This window comes from Geodermatophilus ruber (genome assembly GCF_900114385.1).
GTDB lineage: Bacteria > Actinomycetota > Actinomycetes > Mycobacteriales > Geodermatophilaceae > Geodermatophilus > Geodermatophilus ruber.
Genome location: NZ_FOSW01000006.1, coordinates 138,447 through 160,317 on the forward strand (window position 1 = coordinate 138,447; position 21,871 = coordinate 160,317).

General features: G+C 73.4%; 14 protein-coding genes. 4 read left to right on the forward strand and 10 right to left on the reverse strand.

Annotated features, from left to right (window positions below):
• Positions 1-43: 43 nt before the first annotated feature.
• On the reverse strand, positions 44-2,935 hold the full coding sequence (gene uvrA / locus BMZ50_RS11650; protein ID WP_091324487.1) for an excinuclease ABC subunit UvrA: 2,892 nt from the start codon (positions 2,933-2,935) through the stop codon (positions 44-46).
• 144 nt (positions 2,936-3,079) lie between these two features.
• On the reverse strand, positions 3,080-4,555 hold the full coding sequence (locus BMZ50_RS11655; protein ID WP_091324489.1) for an amidase: 1,476 nt from the start codon (positions 4,553-4,555) through the stop codon (positions 3,080-3,082).
• 49 nt (positions 4,556-4,604) lie between these two features.
• On the opposite strand from BMZ50_RS11655, the gene BMZ50_RS11660 reads away from it, so the two are divergent.
• Both BMZ50_RS11660 and BMZ50_RS11665 read left to right on the forward strand, forming a co-directional pair.
• A complete protein-coding gene (locus BMZ50_RS11660; RefSeq protein ID WP_091324491.1) occupies positions 4,605-5,273 on the forward strand; it encodes an MBL fold metallo-hydrolase in 669 nt (222 codons plus the stop codon).
• A 64-nt stretch (positions 5,274-5,337) separates the two neighbouring features.
• Positions 5,338-6,531, forward strand: coding sequence for a YVTN family beta-propeller repeat protein (locus tag BMZ50_RS11665; protein ID WP_091324493.1), 1,194 nt, complete (start codon positions 5,338-5,340; stop codon positions 6,529-6,531).
• A gap of 27 nt (positions 6,532-6,558) precedes the next feature.
• Here the strand turns inward: BMZ50_RS11665 and BMZ50_RS11670 are convergent, their stop codons facing one another.
• The 8 genes from BMZ50_RS11670 to uvrB form a co-directional block, all read right to left on the reverse strand.
• Positions 6,559-6,840 carry a hypothetical protein gene (locus BMZ50_RS11670; RefSeq protein ID WP_091324496.1) on the reverse strand — a complete coding sequence of 94 codons (282 nt, stop codon included), beginning with the start codon at positions 6,838-6,840 and terminating at the stop codon, positions 6,559-6,561.
• Between the two features lie 62 nt (positions 6,841-6,902).
• A complete protein-coding gene (locus BMZ50_RS11675; RefSeq protein ID WP_091324498.1) occupies positions 6,903-7,664 on the reverse strand; it encodes an SDR family NAD(P)-dependent oxidoreductase in 762 nt (253 codons plus the stop codon).
• A 19-nt stretch (positions 7,665-7,683) separates the two neighbouring features.
• The gene (locus tag BMZ50_RS11680) at positions 7,684-8,685 is read right to left on the reverse strand and encodes an acetamidase/formamidase family protein (RefSeq protein WP_091324500.1); all 1,002 of its coding nucleotides are present in this window, start codon (positions 8,683-8,685) and stop codon (positions 7,684-7,686) included.
• Positions 8,686-8,743: 58 nt separating this feature from the next.
• Positions 8,744-9,958, reverse strand: a complete 1,215-nt coding sequence (locus BMZ50_RS11685; RefSeq protein WP_091324502.1) for an alpha-hydroxy acid oxidase — start codon at positions 9,956-9,958, stop codon at positions 8,744-8,746.
• A gap of 68 nt (positions 9,959-10,026) precedes the next feature.
• On the reverse strand, positions 10,027-12,060 hold the full coding sequence (locus tag BMZ50_RS11690; protein ID WP_091324504.1) for a S9 family peptidase: 2,034 nt from the start codon (positions 12,058-12,060) through the stop codon (positions 10,027-10,029).
• Positions 12,061-12,106: 46 nt separating this feature from the next.
• Positions 12,107-13,210 carry a TerC family protein gene (locus BMZ50_RS11695; protein WP_091324507.1) on the reverse strand — a complete coding sequence of 368 codons (1,104 nt, stop codon included), beginning with the start codon at positions 13,208-13,210 and terminating at the stop codon, positions 12,107-12,109.
• A 96-nt stretch (positions 13,211-13,306) separates the two neighbouring features.
• On the reverse strand, positions 13,307-14,419 hold the full coding sequence (locus BMZ50_RS11700; protein WP_091324509.1) for a TerC family protein: 1,113 nt from the start codon (positions 14,417-14,419) through the stop codon (positions 13,307-13,309).
• Between the two features lie 297 nt (positions 14,420-14,716).
• The gene (gene uvrB / locus BMZ50_RS11705; RefSeq protein WP_091324511.1) at positions 14,717-16,834 is read right to left on the reverse strand and encodes an excinuclease ABC subunit UvrB; all 2,118 of its coding nucleotides are present in this window, start codon (positions 16,832-16,834) and stop codon (positions 14,717-14,719) included.
• Positions 16,835-17,312: 478 nt separating this feature from the next.
• Between uvrB and glgX the strand changes: the two genes are divergently transcribed.
• Both glgX and treY read left to right on the forward strand, forming a co-directional pair.
• Positions 17,313-19,427 carry a glycogen debranching protein GlgX gene (glgX, locus tag BMZ50_RS11710; RefSeq protein ID WP_091324513.1) on the forward strand — a complete coding sequence of 705 codons (2,115 nt, stop codon included), beginning with the start codon at positions 17,313-17,315 and terminating at the stop codon, positions 19,425-19,427.
• Between the two features lie 32 nt (positions 19,428-19,459).
• Complete coding sequence (gene treY, locus BMZ50_RS11715) at positions 19,460-21,790, forward strand: malto-oligosyltrehalose synthase (protein WP_245753581.1); 2,331 nt, start codon at positions 19,460-19,462, stop codon at positions 21,788-21,790.
• Positions 21,791-21,871 lie beyond the last annotated feature (81 nt).

The following is a 21,871-nucleotide window of genomic DNA, read 5'->3' on the forward strand; positions in this document are numbered from 1 at the left end:
CTCCCCGTACAAGTGCGGGAGTGGCCGTCGTCGGTGCGTCGCGTCAGCTGGCCTTCTTGCGGGCCCGCTTCTTCGGGGCGGCGGCGGCCGCCACCGCCTCGGCGTCGAGCATCCTCGCCAGGTACCGGCCGGTGTGGCTCTCCGGGACGGTCGCGACGAACTCCGGCGGCCCCTCGGCCACGACCGTGCCGCCGCGGAAGCCGCCCTCCGGCCCCATGTCGATGAGCCAGTCGGCGCTCTTGATCACGTCCAGGTTGTGCTCGATGACGACGACCGAGTTGCCCTTGTCGACCAGGCCCTGGAGCACCAGCAGCAGCTTGCGGATGTCCTCGAAGTGCAGCCCGGTGGTGGGCTCGTCGAGCACGTAGATGCTGCGGCCGTTGGACCGCTTCTGCAGCTCGCTGGCCAGCTTGACCCGCTGCGCCTCACCGCCGGAGAGGGTGGTCGCCGGCTGCCCGAGCCGCACGTAGCCCAACCCGACGTCGGTGAGGGTGCGCAGGTACCGGGCGATCGCCGGGATGGCGGCGAAGAACTCGGCCGCCTCCTCGATCGGCATGTCCAGGACCTCGGCGACGGTCTTCCCCTTGTAGTGCACCTCGAGGGTCTCCCGGTTGAACCGGGCGCCCTTGCACACCTCGCAGGGGACGTACACGTCGGGCAGGAAGTTCATCTCGATCTTGAGCGTGCCGTCGCCGGAGCACGCCTCGCAGCGGCCGCCCTTGACGTTGAACGAGAAGCGCCCGGGCAAATAGCCGCGCATCTTCGCCTCGGTCGTGCTGGCGAACAGCTTGCGGACGTGGTCCCACACCCCGGTGTAGGTGGCCGGGTTGGACCGCGGGGTGCGGCCGATCGGCGACTGGTCGACGTGGACCACCTTGTCCAGCTGATCCAGCCCGGTGATCGTCCGGTGCCGGCCGGGCACCAGGCGTGCGCGGTTCAGCTCGTTGGCCAGCGTCGTGTACAGGATGTCGTTGACCAGGGTGGACTTGCCGGAGCCGGAGACGCCGGTGACCGCGACCAGCATGCCCAGCGGGAAGGTGACGTCCACGCCCTTGAGGTTGTGCTCGCGGGCGCCCTTGACGACCAGCTCGCGACCGGGGGTCGGCTCGCGGCGCACCTGCGGGACGGCGATCTCCTTGCGCCCGGACAGGTACTGCCCGGTGAGGGACCGCTCGCTGGCCAGCAGCTCCTCGACCGTCCCGCTCACCACGACCTCACCGCCGTGCTCGCCGGCACCGGGGCCGATGTCGACGACCCAGTCGGCGGTCTTGATCGTGTCCTCGTCGTGCTCGACGACGATCAGCGTGTTGCCCATGTCGCGCAGCCGGACCAGCGTCTCGATCAGCCGGGTGTTGTCCCGCTGGTGCAGCCCGATCGACGGCTCGTCGAGGACGTAGAGCACGCCGACCAGCCCCGAGCCGATCTGGGTGGCCAGCCGGATGCGCTGCGCCTCACCGCCGGCGAGGGTGGCCGCCGGCCGGTCGAGGGAGAGGTAGTCCAGCCCGACGTCGACGAGGAAGGACAGCCGCGCCTGGATCTCGCGGAGCACGCGGTCGGCGATCGCCCGCTCACGCTCCCCCAGCTCCAGGGAACCCAGCAGGTGGGACGCCTCGCCGATGGACAGGTTGGTGACCTCGGCGATCGACCGGCCGTTGAGCTTGACCGCGAGGATCTCCGGCTTGAGCCGGGTGCCGTGGCAGACGGGACAGGCCACATCGCGCATGTAGCCCTCGTACTTGTCCCGCATGTAGTCGCTGTCGGTGTCCTCGTGCCGGCGTTCCAGGAACGGCAGGACGCCCTCGAACGCGGCGTAATAGCTGCGCTCGCGGCCGTAGCGGTTCTTGTAGCGGACGTGCACCTGGTCCGGGGAACCGTGCAGGATCGCCTTCTGCGCCTTGGCCGGAAGCCGCTCCCACGGGTCGTCCATCGAGAACCCGAGCTGCTGGGAGAGGCCGGTGAGCAGCCGGGTGAAGTACTCGTTGCTCATCGAGCTCGCCCACGGGGCGATGGCACCCGCTGCCAGGCTCTTCCCCGGGTCGGGCACGACGAGTTCGGGGTCGACCTCCTTGCGGGTGCCGATCCCGGTGCACTCCGGGCAGGCGCCGAAGGGCGAGTTGAACGAGAACGACCGCGGCTCGAGCGCCTCGAACGACAGCCCGTCGTCGACGCAGGCGAGGTGCTCGGAGAAGGTGCGCTCGCGCTCCGGGTCGTCCTCGGCCAGATCGACGAAGTCCAGGACGACCAGGCCGCCGGCCAGGCCCAGCGCGGTCTCGATCGAGTCGGTCAGGCGGCGCTTGGCGCTCTCCTTGACCGTCAGCCGGTCCACGATCACCTCGATCGTGTGCTTCTCCTGCTTCTTGAGCTTCGGCGGCTCGGTGAGCGGGTGCACCACGCCGTCGACCCGGACGCGGGAGAAGCCCTGGGTCTGCAGCGAGCTGAACAGGTCGACGTACTCGCCCTTGCGGGCCCGGACGACGGGGGCGAGCACCTGGAACCGGGTGCCCTCCTCCATGCTCAGCACCTGGTCGACGATCTGCTGCGGGGTCTGCCGGGAGATCGGCTTGCCGCAGTTGGGGCAGTGCGGCTGCCCGGCGCGGGCGTAGAGCAGCCGGAGGTAGTCGTAGACCTCGGTGATGGTGCCGACGGTCGACCGCGGGTTGCGGTTGGTCGACTTCTGGTCGATCGACACCGCGGGGCTCAGGCCCTCGATGAAGTCGACGTCGGGCTTGTCCATCTGGCCGAGGAACTGCCGGGCGTACGCCGACAGCGACTCGACGTACCGGCGCTGCCCCTCGGCGAAGATCGTGTCGAAGGCGAGGCTGGACTTGCCCGAGCCGGACAGCCCCGTGAAGACGATCAGCGCGTCGCGGGGCAGGTCGAGGTGGACGTCCTTGAGGTTGTGCTCGCGGGCGCCGCGGACGACGAGGCGATCCATGTGTTCCCTGTCGGTCGAGTGCTCGGTGGAGGCCAAGCCGTGAGGTCAGGCCGTGCGGTCATGCCGTGTGGTGCTGCGTGTGCGGGGCGGCGCCGGCCCGGGCGCGCCGTGCACCGGCCGCGGCGGTACCGGTGCCGGCGCTGCTCAGGCGGGTACGGGGGCCGGCTGTGCGGTGGGGTCGAAGACCGGCGCGTACCGGCGCCATGGCCGCCGCCGCTCCAGTTCTCCTGCGATCCAGAGTAGTCGCTCCTCGGCACCCGGGCCCCCGACGAACTGGACGGCCAGGGGGTGCCCCTCGCGCCGGGTGCCCGCGGGCAGCACCAGGGCCGGCAATCCGGCCAGGTTCCAGGCCGCGGTCCACGGCGCCCAGCGGGCGTTGGCGGTGACGTTGGCCAGGAAGGACCGCTCGTGCCAGGGGCGCGCCGGCAGCGGCGGCCCCGTGGTCACCGGGGTGAGCAGCAGATCAAGGACCTCCCCGCCCCCCACTCCTCGCACGCTCGGAGCGGAACCCTGCGGGGAGGCCGAACTGGCTCCTGCGAAGAAGGCGACCATGCGCTCCCGGAAGCGCTCGGCGGTGCGCGGCCGCACCAGGCCGGCCGCGCGGACCGCACGCCCGATGCGGGCGTGGGTGCGGCTGCGGGGCTGCAGGTCGTGCAGGGCGATCCCGAGGTGCTCGGCGTCGTCGGCGGCGCCGGCCATCCAGCGGGTGAGCGCCCCGGCCGCCGCGCCGGGGGTGATCGGCGGATCACGCCGGACGACGGTGTGCCCGGCGGCGGCCAGCGTGGCGGCCACGGCGTCCACCGCGGCCCGCGCCGGGCCGTCGGCCCGCACCCCGGGCACCGGCGAGCGGGTCGAGACGGCGATGCGCAGCGGCCGCCCGGGCGGGGCCGGCGCCGCCGGTTCCTGCCCGGCCAGGAGCGCGTGGGCCAGCGCCAGATCGGCGACGGTGGTGGCCAGTGCACCGTTCACCGCCATGCCGGACCAGTCGTCGGCGCCGATCCCCGCCGGCACGACGCCGCGCCCGGGCTTGAGGGTGACCAGCCCGCAGGCGGCGGCCGGCAGGCGCAGGGAGCCCATGCCGTCGTTGCCGTGCGCGAGCGGGACCGCCCCGGAGGCCACCGCCGCGGCGCTGCCGCCGGAGCTGCCCGCCGGGGAGCGGGCGGTGTCCCACGGGTTGCGGCTCACCGCGCCCGGGCCGTCGGTGGCGGCGTACAGGCACAGCTCGGGAGCGCGGGTGATGCCGACGACGACCGCGCCGGCGGCGCGCAGCCGGGCGACCACGGCGTGGTCCTCGCTCGCCACCCGGCTCGGGCAGGCCGGCGAGCCGTCGGTGCAGACCTCCCCGGCCACGTCGACGTTGTCCTTGACCGCGATCGGCACCCCGGCCAGCGGCAGCGCGGCGCGGTCGGGGGCGGCGTCGACGGCGGCGGCCTCTTCCAGCGCGGCCTCGCGGCGCACGACACGGAAGGCGCCGATCCGGGCCTCCACCGCGTCGATGTGCGCGAGGTGCGCGCGCACCACCTCGACCGCCGTCAGCTCCCCCGCGCGCACCCGCGCGGCCAGCTCCGTCGCGGGGAGGCCGACGATCTGACCGGCTGCGGCACCTCCGCTAGCGTCCATGCCTGGACCGTAACCGCGGCTGCCGACACATCTCGAACGGAGGCTCAGGATGAGCGCGGGAACCTACACCGGCGACGTCGAGGTGGGTGGCCCCGCCGACGTCCGGGAGCTGCCGGGGCTGATCATCAGCAAGCTGGCGGTCAGCGACATGGCCAACAACGCCTACCTGCTGCAGTGCACGGCGACCGGGGAGGCGCTGCTCGTCGATGCGGCGGCCGACCCCGCGGCCCTGCGCGGCCTGATCGGCGACGCCGACCTGCGCACGGTCGTCACCACCCACGGGCACTGGGACCACCACCGGGCCCTCCCCGACGTGGTGACCGCGACCGGCGCGACGACCGTCGCCCACCCTGCGGACGCCGGCGACCTGCCGGTCCCCGTCCAGCGGCCGGTGGAGCACGGGGACACCGTGACCGTCGGCGAGCAGACCCTCGAGGTCATCCACCTGCGCGGGCACACGCCGGGCAGCATCGCGCTGGTCTGGCGCGGGCCGGGCGACGCGGGCACGCACGTGTTCACCGGCGACAGCCTGTTCCCCGGCGGCGTCGGCAACACCCAGCAGGACCCGCAGCGCTTCGCCAGCCTCGTCGACGACGTCGAGGCCCGCTTGTTCGGCGCCCTGCCGGACGACACCTGGGTCTACCCCGGCCACGGCAAGGACACCACGCTCGGCACCGAGCGCCCGCACCTCGGGGAGTGGCGCGCCCGGGGCTGGTGAGCCGGCCCCGGGGTGACGTCGGCGCGCCGGCCCCCGGCGGGGTGCGCGCCGTAGCCTCCGGGACGTGCGCCCCGGGCTCGTGTGCATCGGCACCGCGGTCGCGCTGCTGGCCGGCTGCACATCCGGGCAGACCGGGCACGCGCAGCACGCCGGGCCCTCCGGCACCACCGCACCCACGGCCGCACCGCCGTCCGCGGAGGGGGCGGTGCCCGGCGCCGCCGGGGACGATCTGCCCGGCATGCCCCCGGTGACCGATCCCGGCAACGTCTACGCCGCCGCCGGCGCCGGGATGCTGGCGCCGACCGCCCGGGCGGCCCGCCCGCTGGTCTACGTGCCGCACAACAGCGGGGAGGTCTGGGTCATCGACCCGGCGACGTTCGCCGTCGTGGACCGGTTCCCGGCCGGCGACGAGGTCCAGCACGTCGTGCCCTCCTACGACATGCGGACGCTGTACGCCACCGACGACGTCGGCGACACCGTCACGCCGATCGACCCCCGCACCGGCCGGCCGGGCGCGCGGATCCCGGTCGTCGACCCGTACAACATGTACTTCACGCCCGACGGCGGCGCGGCGATCTCCGTGGCGTGGGACCACCGGGCGCTGGTCTTCTACGACCCGCACAGCTGGGCCGAGCAGGGCCGTCTGGCGGTGCCCGACTGCGCCGGGGTGGACCACGCGGACTTCACCCTCGACGGCCGGATCGGCGTCTTCACCTGCGAACGGGCCGGCAGCGTGGCCGTGGTCGACGTCGCCGCCCGCACCCTGCTCCGCATGATCGACATGCCGGTGCGCCACACGCACATGGGCCCGCAGGACGTCAGGCTGGCGCCGGACGGCTCGCGCTTCTACGTCGCGGACTCCGACCAGGGCGGCCTCTGGGTCCTCGACGGCGCGGCCACCCGGGTCATCGGCGAGATCCCCACCGGTGCCGGGGCGCACGGGCTGTACCTCAGCCGCGACGCCGGGCAGCTCTACGTGTCCAACCGGCTGGACCACAGCGTGAGCGTGCTCGACGCCCGGACCGGGGCGGAGATCACCCGGTGGCCCGTCCCCGGCGGGAGCCCCGACATGGGCGGGGTCACCGCCGACGGCAGCCAACTGTGGCTCTCGGGGCGCTACGACAGCGAGGTGTACGTGCTCTCCACCGTCGACGGGCGGCTGCTCGCCCGCATCCCGGTCGCCGAGGGCCCGCACGGGTTGTGCGTGTGGCCCCAGCCCGGGCGGTACTCCCTCGGGCACACCGGGAACACCCGCTGACCCGGGCCGCCGCCCGACGACACGGCCCTACTCCTCCTCGAACAGCGCCACCAGCTCCTCGGCCGTCCCCGGCACGTACAGCGGGACCACCGACACCGCCCACCCCGGACGGCGCTCGTCGATGCTGACCGCCAGGTCCCACGCGGCCCGGGCGGTGAGCGGGCCGAAGCAGCCGTCCTCGCCGTCCTCGCTCACGGCCACCTCGACCAGCCACTGGTCGGAGAGGTCAGCGGCGAGCTCGGCGAAGTCGGGGTCCGCGTCGTCCTCCGGCTCGGGCGAGTCGGCCTGGATGGGATAGATGAGCGCCATGAGCGAACGCTAGGGGGCCCCGGTGCGCCGGACCAGATCCCGGCCGGCCGGAGCCGGGCCGATCAGAGCTGGATCCCGCGGGTCAGGGCGCCGTCCACCACCAGGTTCGTGCCGGTCGTGAAGCTGGAGACCGGGCTGGCGAGGAAGACGACGGCGCGGGCCATCTCCTCGGGCAGGCCCATGCGGCCGGTGGGGTTGAGGCCCAGCGCGGTCTCGTACAGCTCGGGGTCGCCCTGCTGGATCTGCTGCCAGACACCGCCCTCGAAGAAGGTGTTCCCCGGCGAGACCGTGTTGGCCCGCACGCCGCGGGGGGCGAGCTGGAGCGCCAGCCCCTGGATGTAGCCGACGACCGCCGTCTTCATGGTCCCGTAGGGCCCGGAGGCGAAGTCGGCCTCGCGGCCGGAGACGCTCGAGATCGCGGTGATCGACCCCCTTCCGCCGGCCTCCAGATGCGGGAGCGCGGCCGTCGCGAGCCGCACCGTGTGCATGAGGTCGACCTCGAAGGAGCGCCGCCAGTTCTCCTCGGTGTCCGGGATCGCCAGCGCGCTGACGTTCGCGACGACGGCGTCGAGGCCGCCGAGCCGCCCGGCGGCCTCGGCCACCCAGGCGGTGAGCGCGGGGCCGTCGGCGACGTCCAGCCGGACGCCGGTGGCCCGCCCGCCCCGCTCGGCGATCGCCTTCTCGGTCGCCTCGATCTCCGCGGCGTCCCGGGCGCAGAACTCGACGACGGCGCCCTCGTCGACGAATGCCTCGACGATCGCCCGGCCGATGCCGCGGGTGCCGCCGGTGACCAGCACGCGGGAGCCGGTGAGCTGCAGGTCCATGGGAGTTCCTCCGGGTCGGTCAGAGCAGGGTCGCGGCGCGGCGGCGCAGGTCGTCGTGCAGCCCGCCGAAGGCCGTGGCCGGCGGGAGCAGCGACTTCCGGGCCTTGACCACCGCGCTGTAGTTGGCGTCGACGACGTTGGCGATCGGCACCTCGGTGATCTGGCTGAGCAGCTGGTAGGCGTCCATGGGGTGCAGGCCGTAGAGCTCGCCGAACCAGCGCACGAGCTCCACCTGGCCGATCCGCCAGGCGTCCTCCAGCGGCCGGCTGGAGCCCACGGTCATCCAGTGGGTGTCGTCCTCGATCCGCGGCCACAGCGGCGCCCCGCCCTTGATCAGCTCGACGATCAGGGTGGTCGTCATCGCGCCCTCGACGGCGGTGCCGCAGGCCTCACCCTCGCCCTGGCGGTAGTGCCCGTCCCCCACGGAGAACAGCGCGCCCTCGACGTTGACGCCGAGGAAGCAGGTGGCGCCGGGGCGCATCTGCGGGGTGTCCATGTTGCCGCCGAACCGCTCAGGCACCAGCGAGCTGCGCACCTCCCCGCCGGGCGGGGCGACGCCGACCGTCCCCAGCATCGGCGACACCGGCAGGTCGATCTGCAGGTCGGTGTGCTGCGCGACGAAGGTGACCGTGTTGCGGGCCCGGTCCAGCTCGTAGATCCAGGTGGTGTCCGGCAGCGGGTCCTGCAGGGTCGCCACCCGGTCGGTGCCGGTCAGCCCGCCGAAGAACGGGATCGCCGCGGAGGCGCCCCAGTCCCGCGCCGGCGTCATGGCGACGAAGTGCAGCGCGAGGGTGTCACCGGGCTCGGCGCCCTCGACGTAGAAGGGTCCGGTCTGCGGGTTGACGAAGCGCAGGTCGACCTTCTCGCTGGAGAGGTCGGTGGTCTTCTGCAGCGCGCCGCAGAACGCGTCGTCGGACCACACCCGCAGCGCCGTCCCCGGCCGGACCCGCCCGAGCGGGGCCACGCCCCCGAAGGTGAAGGCGTACTGCTCGAAGGTGGGCACGACCTCGACGACGTCCATGCCGCACCCTAGGAACCCCCCGGTCCGGGAGCAATGGGCCGGTGGACGGCCGCCCGCGTCAGCCCCGCAGCCGGACCCGGTCCGGCGTCAGCTCCGCGACCGACGGGACGCCGAGCAGCTGCAGCGTCCGGGCGATCTCGCCGGCCAGGATGTCGGCGACCCGCTGCACGCCCCGCTCGCCGCCGGCCATGAGCCCGTAGAGGTAGGCCCGGCCGACCAGGCAGCCGCGGGCGCCGCAGGCCACCGCGGCGACGACGTCCGCCCCGTCGAGGATGCCGCCGTCCAGGTAGACCTCCGCCCGCTCCCCCACGGCCCGGACCACGGCGGGCAGCTCCTCCAGCGGTGTGGGCGCGCGGTCGAGCTGGCGGCCGCCGTGGTTGGAGACGACGACGGCGTCCGCGCCGGCGTCCACGACCGCCCGGGCGTCGTCCGCCGTCTGCACGCCCTTGACGACCAGCGCGCCCGGCCAGGTCTCGCGCAGCGCCGAGACGTCGGCCAGGGTCGCCGCGGGCTCGAAGACCCGGTCCGCGAGCTCGGCCACGGTGCCGCCCCAGGAGCGGAGGGAGGCGAACTCCAGCGGCTCCGTGGTGAGCAGGTCGATCCACCAGCGCGGGTGGACGGCGGCGTTGGTCACGGTGCGCAGGGTGAGCGCCGGCGGGATGGTGAACCCGTTGCGGACGTCGCGCAGCCGCGGGCCGGCCACCGGGGTGTCGACGGTCAGCACGAGGGCCTCGTACCCGGCCTTCGCCGCCCGCTCGACGAGCGCGGCGCTGGCCTCGCGGTCCCGCCACAGGTAGAGCTGGAACCACCGGCGGCCCATCGGGGCCGCCTCCGCGAGCGCCTCGATCGTCGTGGTGCCCATGGTGGACAGCGCGTGCGGGATGCCGATCCGCTCCGCCACCCGCCCGACCCCGACCTCGCCGTCGGCGTGCATGAGCCGGGTGAAGCCGGTGGGCGCGAACACCAGCGGCAGCGCCGACGGGCGGCCGAGCAGCCGCGTCGTGGGGTCGACGACGGAGACGTCGCGCAGGACGCTGGGGCGGAACTCGACCCGCGCGAAGGCCTCCCGCGACCGCCGCAGGCTGATCTCCGCACCGGCCGCGCCGTCGGTGTAGTCGAACACCGCCCGCGGGACGCGCGTCCGGGCGATCTCCCGGAGGTCCCCGACGGTGGCCGCCCGGGCCAGCCGGCGGTCCGTCGCGTCCCCGGGGAGGCGACGCGGGCGGACCAGCTCGCGCAGCTCCGGCCAGCGGGGCATCCGACGCTCGGCCACGGGGGCCTCCCTCCATCCGGCTGGGCGTCACCCTGCCAGCCCCGGCGGCTCGCGGGAACCGCCGGCGTTCAGCCCTCGAGCCGGACGGCGCGGACGGTGAGCGGCTCGGGGTGCGGGTCCGCCTCCGGCAGCTCGGCCATCCCCGGGCCGGGGTTCTGCGGCGTGGGCAGCCACCGGGCCCACCAGCGCAACAGGTGCTCGAACCGGGCGAGCCGATGCCGCGGCCGCCCGGAACGGGAGAGCTCGTGCCCCTCGCCGGGGAACAGCAGCAGCTCGCTGGGGACGCCGCGGCGCTTGAGCTCCACGTAGAGCCGCGCCCCCTGTTCGACCGGGCAGCGCCGGTCCTGCTCGGAGTGGATGACCAGCGTGGGGGTGGTGATCGTGGCGGCCTCCGCCAGCGGGCTCTGCGCCGCGAGCCGCCCGAGGTCCTCGCCCAGGTACTGGTCGGCGAAGTACCACCCGATGTCGGAGGAGCCGACGAAGCTGACCGGGTCGGTGAACGCCCGCTCGGCGACCGCGGCGGCGAAGCGTGTCGTCCGGCCGATGAGCAGCGCGGTGAGGAACCCGCCGTAGGAGCCGCCCATGATGCCCACCCGGTCGGCGTCCAGCGCGGGGTCCTCCAGGGCGGCCTCCAGGAAGGCCAGGACGTCGTCGGCGTCCACGCCGCCCCAGCCGCCCCTGACCGCCCGGCCGTGCGCCTCGCCGTAGCCGGAGGAGCCGCGCGGGTTGCACTGGAGGACGGCGTACCCGGCCGACACGTGCACCTGGACCTCGTCGAGCAGGCTCCAGCCGTGCTGGGTGAACGGCCCGCCGTGCACGATCAGCAGCACCGGGTGCGGCCCGGGCCCCGCAGGCAGGGTCACCCAGCCGTGCACCGGGGTGCCGTCGGGGGCCTGCGCCGTCCGCTCCCGCACCCGGTGCAGCCGGCCGGTGGCCCCCAGCCGGCGGCCGAAGGCGGTGAGCAGCCGGCGCCGGCCGGGGGTGATCGCGATCAGCTCCCCCGCCGACCGGTCGTGCGCCACGGTGGCCACGACCACGCCGCCGCCGGCGGCGACGCCGCGGACGGTGAACGGGCCGTCGACCAGGGCCTCGGTCGCCCCGCCGTCGAGCGGCACCCGCAGCAGCTCCACCGCGCCGCGGCGCTGCACCCCGACGAGCACCCCCTCCGGGGTCACGACCGTGCCCGGGTTCTCGTCGCCGCGATGGGTCTCCCGCGGGCCCAGCAGCGGCTCCAGCTCTCCTCCGGCGGCCGGTACCCGGCACAGCGTGCGGCCGCGGCCGGCGAAGTCCAGGCCGTCCGGGCCCAGGTCCGGGACCGCCGTCACGTAGAGGTACCGCCCGCCCGGGTCGTAGGCCGGCCGGCTGCACTGGGCACGCGACCCGGTGATCTGCCGCAGCCCGGTGCCGTCGGGGCTGATGGCGAACACGTCCTGCACCAGGTCGCGGTCGGCCCGGGGGTGCCGGGCGGAGACGAACGCCAGCTCGGTGCCCTCCGGGTGCCAGACGACCTCGGCGGCGTCGGCGTCGGCGGAGGTGACCTGCAGCGGCTCGGGCAGCGGCACGCCGTCGTCCTCGAGGTCCTCGGGCAGGTCCAGGACGAAGACCTGGCTGCGCTGGTCGCCGACGAAGCCCACGTCGTCGAGCCGGTACTTCAGGGTGGTGATCAGTCGGGGCGGTTCCGCCTCGGGCCCCACCCCCTCGACGGTGCCGTAGCGGCCGTGCTCGGGGACGCGGGCGGTGTAGGCCAGCCGCCGCGAGTCCGGGCTCCACACCGGGACGCCGGCGCCCAGGTGGTGGGCGGTGAGCCGGCGCGGCGCCCCGCCGGACGTGGGCAGCACGTGCAGCTGCGGCCGGCCCGGCTCCTCCGCCCGCAGGAAGGCCAGCCAGCGCCCGTCCGGGGAGAACGCGGGGGCGCTGTCCCGGGCGCCGGAAGTGAGCGGCCGGGCCGGTGCCGACCCGTCGGTCGGGACCGCCCACAGCTGGCCGGCGTAGGTGTCGGCCTCGAGGTCGGGGCGGGCGACGGCCACGACCGCCATGCGGCCGTCCGGGGAGACGGTGGGGACGCCCGGCGTGCGGAGCAGTGCGAGATCGGTCGGGCGCATGATGAGCGACGCTAACCCAGCGGGACGCGCCCGCCGGGTTGCCGCCTCAGGGGCGGCTGCGCTCCTGGTCGCTCGTCCGCTCGTCGCCCCGCTGCTCGGCGCGGCGCTCGGCCTCGGCCAGCGCCTCCGGCCCCTGGGCGCCGACGGTCCCGGCGACCCCGGCCTCCGCGGGCGAGGGCTCGGGGGCCTGGCCGCGGGTCTTCAGCAGGCTGGCGATCGTGGCGATCGCGAGGACGCCGACGATGACGGTGAGCGACAGCCAGATCGGGATGGTCGGGACGGCGGCGATGTGCTCGCCCCCGTTGATGAACGGCACGGTGTTCTCGTGCAGCGCCTCCAGGACCAGCTTCACGCCGATGAAGGCGAGGATCACGGCCAGGCCGATCGAGAGGTACACCAGCCGCTTGAGCAGCCCGCCGAGCATGAAGTACAGCTGGCGCAGGCCCATCAGCGCGAAGACGTTCGCGGTGAAGACGATGAACGGCTCCCGGGTGAGCCCGAAGATCGCCGGGATGCTGTCGAGGGCGAAGATGAGGTCCGTCGTCCCGAGGGCGAGGAAGACGACGATCATCGGCGTCCACAGCTTGCGGCCGCCCTCGAGGACGCGGATCTTGCTGCCCTGGAAGTCCGGGGTCATGGGCAGGACCCGGCGCATCCGCCGGATCAGCGCGTTCTCCTCGTAGTTCTCGTCCTCGCCGCGGTGCCGCAGCAGGTTGATCGCGGTGTACACGAGGAAGGCGCCGAAGAAGTAGAAGACCCAGGTGAACCGCGAGATCAGCGCGGCGCCGGCGAGGATGAAGACCCCGCGCAGCACCAGCGCGATGATGATCCCGACCATCAGGACCTCCTGCTGCAGGTGCCGCGGCACCCGGAAGCGGGCCATGATGATCACGAACACGAACAGGTTGTCCACCGAGAGGCTGTACTCGGTGAGCCAGCCGGCGTAGAACTCCGTCGCGTACGTGCCGTTGGTGACGGCGAAGAGCACGACACCGAAGACGAGCGCCAGCGCCACGTAGAAGCTGACCCAGAGGCTCGCCTCCTTGAAGGAGGGCTCGTGGGGACGGCGCGCGACGATGGCGAGGTCCGCGATCAGCAGGACCGTGAGCCCCACGAACGTCGCGATCTCGAACCAGACGGGGAGCTCCACGGAGCCCGACTCTACGGGCCGTCCTCGGCCGCTGCCGCGCAGCCCGGGGGCGCGCCGGACCCGCCCCGGTGAGGGGTCGGGTCCGGCGCGGACGGATCAGCCGGGCCGGTGCGCGGAGCCGCCGCGCGCGGCCGGCGGCGCGTCGGAGCCCTGCTCGGCGGGCCCCTCGGCAGCGGTGGCCGCACCGCCACCGGCAGGCGCGTCGCCGGCGCCGGTGGCCGCCTCGGCCCCGCGGGCCGCGTGCCGACGGTTCTTGGCCAGGCTGGCCACCGTCGTCACGACCAGGGTCACCAGGATGACCGCCAGCGACAGCACGGTGGGCACCTCGGGGATCACGGTCACGGGCTCGCCACCGTTGAGGAACGGCAGCTCGTTCTTGTGCAGCGCGTGGATGAGCAGCTTCACGCCGATGAAGCCGAGGATGACCGCGAGGCCGTAGGAGAGGTACACGAGCCGGTCGAGCAGGCCGTCGATGAGGAAGAACAGCTGCCGCAGGCCCAGCAGGGCGAAGGCGTTGGCGGTGAAGACCAGGTAGGTCTCCTGGGTCAGGCCGAAGATCGCCGGGATCGAGTCGACGGCGAACAGGATGTCGGCGCTGGCGATGGCGACCAGCGCGATCGCCAGCGGCGTGAGGTACCGCTTGCCCGCCAGTTTCACGACCAGCTTGTCCGAGTGGTAGTCCTCGGTGGTCGGCACGACCCGGCGGGTGAGCCGGAGGACGCTGTTCTCCTTGAACTCCTCGTCGTGCGAGTGGCCACCGCTCCTGGCCTGCGCCCACGCGGTCCAGATGAGGAAGCCGCCGAAGAGGTAGAAGATCCAGCTGAAGTTCTCGATGGCCGCGGCGCCGACGAGGATGAAGATCGTCCGCAGCACCAGGGCGAAGGCGATGCCGAGGAGCAGCACCTTCTGCTGCAGCTCCCGGGGTATCGCGAAGCTCGCCATGATGAGGACGAAGACGAACAGGTTGTCCACCGAGAGGCTCTTCTCGGTGATGAAGCCCGCGAAGTACTCGCCGCCGTACTGGGGGCCCCAGACCCACAGCACGATGAGCCCGAAGAGCACGGCGAGCCCGACGTAGACCGCCGACCACATGCCGGACTCACGGATGGTGGGCGCGTGGGGCGTGCGCACGTGGCCGACGAAGTCGAACACGAGCATGCCCACGATCGCGGCGATCGTCAGGGCCCACACCCAGAAGGGGACGTCCATGCAGGGATACCTCCGGAGACTGGCGAGCGTCAGTGACCGGAGGTCTCTCCCACCGTGGACCGCTGGGTCCACGACCGGCAGGGCCGGAGGCGACCGACCGATCGGTCGGACCTCGTGCTGACGACCCTGCCGCGGGGGGATACTCCCCTCCACTCCGAGCCACCGGGGCGCGGGGTGTGCGTCATCGCACCGTCGCGACCGGCGGTCTCGGACACTCTGACGTTCGGGACACCCCGACCGTTCCCAGCCGCCGGGTGATCCACGCCATGTTCAGTCCGGTGTCCACGCCGGGGGTCGTCAGGCGTGCGCGGCGTCGAGCTGCCGCAGCTCCTTCTTCAGCTCGGCGAGCTCGTCGCGCAGCCGGGCGGCCACCTCGAACTGCAGCTCGCGGGCGGCGGCCAGCATCTGCTCGTTGAGCTGCCCGATGAGGTCGGCGAGCTCGTTGCGCGGCAGCCCCTGCACGTCGATCGCCCCGGCCTTGCCCGCCTTCTTCGACGACAGCCCCGGCACCGGCGCCTTGCCGCGGGACTGCTGGCGACCGGACCCACCGATCAGCTCGGTCGTCGCCTCGGCGTCCTCGGCCTCGCGGTAGATGCCGTCGAGGATGTCGACGATCTTCTTCCGCAGCGGCTGCGGGTCGATCCCGCGCTCCTTGTTGTAGGCCATCTGCTTCTCGCGCCGCCGGGCGGTCTCCTCGATCGCCTGGGCCATCGACGGGGTGACCTTGTCGGCGTACATGTGCACCTGACCGGAGACGTTGCGCGCCGCGCGGCCGATCGTCTGGATCAGCGAGGTGCCCGACCGGAGGAAGCCCTCCTTGTCGGCGTCGAGGATCGCGACCAGGGACACCTCGGGCAGGTCGAGGCCCTCGCGCAGCAGGTTGATGCCGACGAGCACGTCGTACTCGCCCTGACGCAGCTCGCGCAGCAGCTCGACCCGGCGCAGGGTGTCGACCTCCGAGTGCAGGTAGCGCACCTTGATGCCGAGCTCGAGCAGGTAGTCGGTGAGGTCCTCGGCCATCTTCTTGGTCAGCGTGGTGACCAGGACCCGCTCGTCGCGCTCGGTGCGCACCCGGATCTCGTGCACCAGGTCGTCGATCTGGCCCTTGGTGGGCTTGACCACGACCTCGGGGTCGATCAGGCCGGTCGGCCGGATGACCTGCTCGACGACGTCGCCCTGCACGCGCCCCAGCTCGTAGGGGCCGGGGGTGGCCGACAGGTAGACCGTCTGTCCGATCCGGTCGGTGAACTCCTCCCACTTCAGCGGGCGGTTGTCGACCGCCGACGGCAGTCGGAACCCGTGCTCGACCAGCGTGCGCTTGCGGCTCATGTCGCCCTCGTACATGCCGCCGATCTGTGGCACGGTCACGTGCGACTCGTCGATGACCAGCAGGAAGTCGTCGGGGAAGTAGTCGATGAGGCACGCCCCGGCCGAGCCGGCGGGGCGCCCGTCGATGTGCCGGGAGTAGTTCTCGATGCCGGAGCAGAAGCCGACCTGGCGCATCATCTCGATGTCGTAGGTGGTGCGCATGCGCAGCCGCTGCGCCTCCAGCAGCTTGCCCTGCCGCTCCAGCTCGGCCAGGCGCTCCTCGAGCTCGGCCTCGATGGACGCGATCGCCCGCTCCATCCGCTCCGGGCCGGCGACGTAGTGGGTGGCCGGGAAGACGAACAGCTCGTCGACCTCCCGGACCACCTCGCCGGTGAGCGGGTGCAGGTAGTACAGCCGCTCCACCTCATCGCCGAACATCTCGATCCGGACGGCCAGCTCCTCGTAGACCGGGAAGACCTCGATGGTGTCGCCGCGGACCCGGAAGGTGCCGCGGGTGAAGGCGAGGTCGTTGCGGGTGTACTGCTCGGTGACCAGCGTGCGCAGCAGCTCGTCGCGGTCGTGCTCCTCCCCCACCTTGATCTTCAGCGCCCGGTCGACGTACTCCTCGGGCGTGCCCAGGCCGTAGATGCAGGAGACCGTGGACACCACGATCACGTCGCGGCGGGTGAGCAGGCTGTTCGTCGCCGAGTGCCGCAGCCGCTCGACCTCCTCGTTGATCGAGGAGTCCTTCTCGATGTAGGTGTCGGTCTGCGGGACGTAGGCCTCGGGCTGGTAGTAGTCGTAGTACGAGACGAAGTACTCGACCGCGGCGTCGGGCATCAGCTCGCGGAACTCGTTGGCCAGCTGGGCGGCCAGGGTCTTGTTCGGCGCCATGACCAGCGTCGGCCGCTGCACCTGCTCGATCAGCCAGGCCGTGGTCGCCGACTTGCCGGTGCCGGTGGCGCCGAGCAGGACGACGTCCTGCTCGCCGGCCTTGACGCGCTGGGCGAGGGCGGCGATGGCGGCCGGCTGGTCGCCGGAGGGCTCGAACTCGCTGACGACGCGGAAGCGCCCACGAGTGGGCCGGAGGTCGCTGGTCGTGCGCACGTCCTCGACGGTACGACGGGGATGTGACAGAACCGCGCCCCTGCGACTTCCGGGTACCTGCGGGGCGCACGGGACGGACGAGGCCGCCCGGTGCTTGCCCCGCGGCGACCGGCACCCCTAGCGTCCCCGGTCGCAGGAGCGGTCAGCGCCGAGGACCAGCGCCACCCGGGCAGGCGCCCGGGCGAGGTCGGACCCCGGCGCCGCTGCCCCGGCCGGACCTGCGCACGACGCCCCCCGCGGTCTTCTCCGCGGGGGGCGTCGTCGTCGCGGGCAGTCCTCGGACCGCCGGCCCGGGACGGCGCACGGGCACAATGGGTGAGCGACATCTCCGTCCCCGCCGTCCGCGGGAGGGTTGGACGGCTGCGGCGTCGGGCAACGGGCCTGGCAGCACGTGCCCCGGCCCCCTGCCGACGCCCCGCGGCGCGGAGGCCACCGGCCCCCGCCCCGCGGGGGCGCCGAGCAGGAGGACTCCCCCCAGATGAACCAGGTGTGGCCCGGCAGCGCCTATCCCCTCGGTGCCACGTTCGACGGCACCGGCACGAACTTCGCGATCTTCAGCGAGGTGGCCGAGAAGGTCGAGCTCTGCCTGTTCGACGACGAGGGCAACGAGGAACGCATCCGGCTGCCGGAGATGGACGGCTACGTCTGGCACGCGTTCCTGCCCGGCATCCAGCCCGGCCAGCGCTACGGCTACCGCGTGCACGGCCCCTACGACCCGTCCCAGGGGCTGCGCTGCAACCCGAGCAAGCTGCTGCTCGACCCGTACGCCAAGGCGATAGACGGCCAGGTGGACTGGGACCCGTCGGTGTTCGGCTACGACTTCGAGACCGGGGAGCGCAACGACGAGGACTCGGCCCCGCACATGCCGAAGTCCGTCGTCGTGAACCCGTACTTCGACTGGGGCGTGGACCGCCCGCCGCGGACCCCGTACCACAAGACGGTCATCTACGAGGCCCACGTCAAGGGCCTGACGATGACCCACCCGGACGTCCCGGAGGAGCTGCGGGGCACCTACGCCGGCCTCGCCCACCCGGCGGTCGTCGCGCACCTGACCGACCTCGGCGTCACCGCCATCGAGCTCATGCCGGTGCACCAGTTCGTGCAGGACGACACCCTGCAGCAGAAGGACCTGCGCAACTACTGGGGCTACAACACGATCGGGTTCTTCGCGCCGCACGACGAGTACGCGAGCAGCACCGACAACGGCATGCAGGTGCAGGAGTTCAAGGGGATGGTCCGCGCCCTCCACGAGGCGGGCATCGAGGTCATCCTCGACGTGGTCTACAACCACACCGCCGAGGGCAACCACCTGGGCCCGACGCTGTCGTTCAAGGGCATCGACAACCGGGCCTACTACCGGCTGGTCGAGGACGACCCGACGTACTACATGGACTACACGGGCACCGGGAACACGCTCAACGCCCGCACCCCGCAGGCCCTGCAGCTGATCATGGACTCGCTGCGCTACTGGGTCACCGAGATGCACGTCGACGGCTTCCGCTTCGACCTGGCCTCGACCCTGGCCCGCGAGCTGCACGCCGTCGACCGGCTCTCGGCCTTCTTCGACCTGGTGCACCAGGACCCGGTGGTCAGCCAGGTCAAGCTCATCGCCGAGCCGTGGGACGTCGGCGAGGGCGGCTACCAGGTCGGCAACTTCCCCGCCTTGTGGACCGAGTGGAACGGGAAGTACCGCGACACCGTCCGCGACTTCTGGCGCGGTGAGAGCGCGACCGTCGGGGAGTTCGCCAGCCGGATCACCGGCTCCTCCGACCTCTACCAGCACTCGGGCCGGCGCCCCGTGGCGAGCATCAACTTCGTCACCGCGCACGACGGCTTCACCCTCACCGACCTGGTCTCCTACAACGAGAAGCACAACGAGGCCAACGGCGAGGGCAACAACGACGGCGAGAGCCACAACCGCAGCTGGAACTGCGGCGTCGAGGGCGAGACCGACGACCCCGAGGTGCGGGGGCTGCGGGCCCGGCAGCGGCGCAACTTCCTGGCCACGCTGATGCTCAGCCAGGGCGTGCCGATGCTGCTGCACGGCGACGAGCTCGGCCGCACCCAGCAGGGCAACAACAACGGCTACTGCCAGGACTCGCCGCTGACCTGGATCGACTGGGCCGACGTCGACGAGGGGCTGCTGGAGTTCGCCCGGCTGGTGACCAAACTGCGCACCGACCACCCGACGTTCCGCCGCCGCCGCTTCTTCCACGGCCGGCCGGTCCGGCGCCCGGAGGGCGCGCCGGTGCCGGACATCGCCTGGCTGACGCCGTCCGGCGACCTCATGACCGAGGACGACTGGGACGCCGGCTGGGCCCAGTCGATCGCCATGTACCTCAACGGGCACGGCATCCGGTCCACCGACGAGCGCGGCGAGGCCGTCCTCGACGATCACTTCTACCTGGCGTTCAACGCCTCGCACGAGCCGATCGAGTTCACCCTGCCCTCGGAGGAGTACGCCGGCGCCTGGACCGTCGTCCTCGACACCGCGGAGATGGGTGCGGTCGAGCCGGTGCAGCTCAAGCCGAGTGAGACGCTCACCCTCCGGGACCGGTCGATGGTCGTGCTCAGCGCCCCCCGCCGCTCGTGACCGGGGCACCGAACGGGGGCCGCCGGCGGGAGGTGCCGAGCGCTACCTACCGGCTGCAGATCACCGCGGAGTTCCCCCTGGACGCGGCGGCGTCGGTGGCCGGGTACCTGGCCGACCTCGGGGTGAGCCACGCGTACTCCTCGCCGCTGCTGCGCGCGGCCGAGGGCAGCACCCACGGGTACGACACCGTCGACCACGCGCACATCGACGAGGCACGCGGCGGCCGGCCCGGGTTCGACCGCTTCGTCGCGGCGCTGCACGCGCGCGGGCTCGGCCTCGTGCTGGATCTGGTGCCCAACCACATGGGCGTCGCCGACCCGGCCGCGGCGCCGTGGTGGTGGGACGTGCTGGCGCACGGCCGGGGCAGCGCCCACGCCGACGCGTTCGACATCGACTGGGAGTCCGGCGGCGGGAGGGTCCGCATCCCGGTGCTGGGCTCGGCCGAGGACGTCGAGAAGCTCGAGGTGGTCACCGGCGGGGAGGGTGGGGACGGCGCAGCCGAGCTGCGCTACTACGACAACCGCTTCCCGATCGCCCCCGGCACGGGCGGCGGCACGCCGCAGGAGGTGCACGCCCGCCAGCACTACGAGCTGGTCGACTGGCGGCGCGCGGACACCGACCTCAACTACCGCCGGTTCTTCGCGATCAACACCCTCGCCGGCCTGCGCGTGGAGGATCCCGCGATCTTCGACGCCACGCACGAGCTGGTGCTGCGTCTGGTGGCCGAGGGCGCCGTCGACGGGCTCCGGATCGACCACCCGGACGGCCTGGCCGACCCCAAGGGCTATCTCGACCGGCTGGCCGAGGCCTCCGGCGGCCGGTGGACGGTGGTGGAGAAGATCCTCGAGCCCGGCGAGGACCTGCCGGAGTCGTGGCGGACCGCCGGCACCACCGGCTACGACGCCCTCGCCGAGGTGGACGACGTCCTCGTCGACCCGGCCGGCGAGCCGGCGCTGACCGCGCTGGACACCGAGCTCAGCGGCGCTCCGGTCGACTACGCGCGGCTGGTGCACACCGGTAAGCGCGAGGTCACCGACGGCATGCTCGGCTCGGAGGTGGCCCGGCTGGTCCGCGTCATCGGCGAGCTGCCCGGCGTGCCGGCCGCGGAGCAGACCGAGGCGCTGGCCGAGCTGCTGGCGAGCTTCCCGGTCTACCGCAGCTACCTGCCCGACGGCCGCGAGCACCTCGATGCCACCGTGGCCGCGGTGCGCGCGCACCGTCCGGACCTGGCGGCGGCCCTGGACGCGCTGCACCCGGTGCTCTCCCAGGCGGGCACCGAGGCGGCGACCCGCTTCGAGCAGACCAGCGGCCCGGTGATGGCCAAGGGGGTCGAGGACACCGCCTACTACCGGTGGGCGCGGTTCGTCGCGCTCAACGAGGTGGGCGGCGACCCGGCGCGCTTCGGCACGACCGTCGAGGAGTTCCACGCGGCGCAGCAGCGCCGGCTGGAGCGCCGGCCCGCGTCGATGACCACGCTGTCCACGCACGACACCAAGCGCAGCGAGGACGTGCGCGCCCGGCTCGCCGTGCTCGCCGAGATCCCGACCGAGTGGGCGCGGCTGCTGCGCGGGTGGCTGGACCGGCACCCGCTGGCCGACCGCCCGCTGGCCCACCTGGTGTGGCAGAACCTGGTCGGCGCCTGGCCGCTGTCCCGGGAGCGGGCGCACGCCTACGCGGAGAAGGCCGCCCGGGAGGCCGGCACGGCGACGACGTGGACCGACCCGGACGAGCAGTTCGAGGGCCGGCTGCACGCGCTGGTCGACGCCGCGTTCGACGACGAGCGGACCCACGGCGAGATCGAGGCGTTCGTGGCCCGGATCGCCCCCGCCGGGCGGTCGAACTCGCTGGCGCAGAAGCTGCTGCAGCTGACGATGCCCGGCGTCCCGGACGTGTACCAGGGCGCCGAGCTGTGGGACCTCTCCCTCGTGGATCCGGACAACCGGCGTCCGGTGGACTACGAGCGGCGCCGCCGGCTGCTGGCCCGCCTCGACGAGGGGTGGGTGCCACCGGTGGACGAGGAGGGTGCGGCCAAGCTGCTGGTCGTCTCCCGAACGCTGCGCGCCCGCCGCGACCACCCCGAGTGGTACGCCGGGTACGCGCCGGTGACGGCGACCGGCGGCGCCGCCGAGCACGTGGTCGCCTTCGACCGGAGCGGACCGGGGGCCGGCGGCGCGGTGGCCGTGGCGACCCGGCTCCCGGTCGGCCTGGCCGGCGCCGGCGGCTGGGGCGACACCGCGCTGCAGCTGCCCACCGGCGCCTGGCGGGACCTGCTCACCGGGCGGCGGCACGTCTCCGACGCCGGGGGCCTGCCCGTGGCTCCGCTGCTGGACCGGCTGCCCGTCGCCCTGCTGGTGCGCGACTGACCGGCTGACCAGCCCGCTTACCGGCCCCCCGACCGCTGCCCCGCGCGGTCGGGGGGCCGGTGCGAACAGACCGTGACCAAA

Coding starts and splice junctions, on each gene's coding strand:
- BMZ50_RS11670 (WP_091324496.1), bottom strand. CDS start 6,840: ATGGCGCTCATCTATCCCATCCAGGCCGACTCGCCCGAGCCGGAGGAC.
- BMZ50_RS11675 (WP_091324498.1), bottom strand. CDS start 7,664: ATGGACCTGCAGCTCACCGGCTCCCGCGTGCTGGTCACCGGCGGCACC.
- glgX (WP_091324513.1), top strand. CDS start 17,313: ATGAACCAGGTGTGGCCCGGCAGCGCCTATCCCCTCGGTGCCACGTTC.
- BMZ50_RS11700 (WP_091324509.1), bottom strand. CDS start 14,419: ATGGACGTCCCCTTCTGGGTGTGGGCCCTGACGATCGCCGCGATCGTG.
- uvrA (WP_091324487.1), bottom strand. CDS start 2,935: ATGGATCGCCTCGTCGTCCGCGGCGCCCGCGAGCACAACCTCAAGGAC.
- BMZ50_RS11680 (WP_091324500.1), bottom strand. CDS start 8,685: ATGGACGTCGTCGAGGTCGTGCCCACCTTCGAGCAGTACGCCTTCACC.
- BMZ50_RS11690 (WP_091324504.1), bottom strand. CDS start 12,060: ATGCGCCCGACCGATCTCGCACTGCTCCGCACGCCGGGCGTCCCCACC.
- BMZ50_RS11660 (WP_091324491.1), top strand. CDS start 4,605: ATGAGCGCGGGAACCTACACCGGCGACGTCGAGGTGGGTGGCCCCGCC.
- BMZ50_RS11655 (WP_091324489.1), bottom strand. CDS start 4,555: ATGGACGCTAGCGGAGGTGCCGCAGCCGGTCAGATCGTCGGCCTCCCC.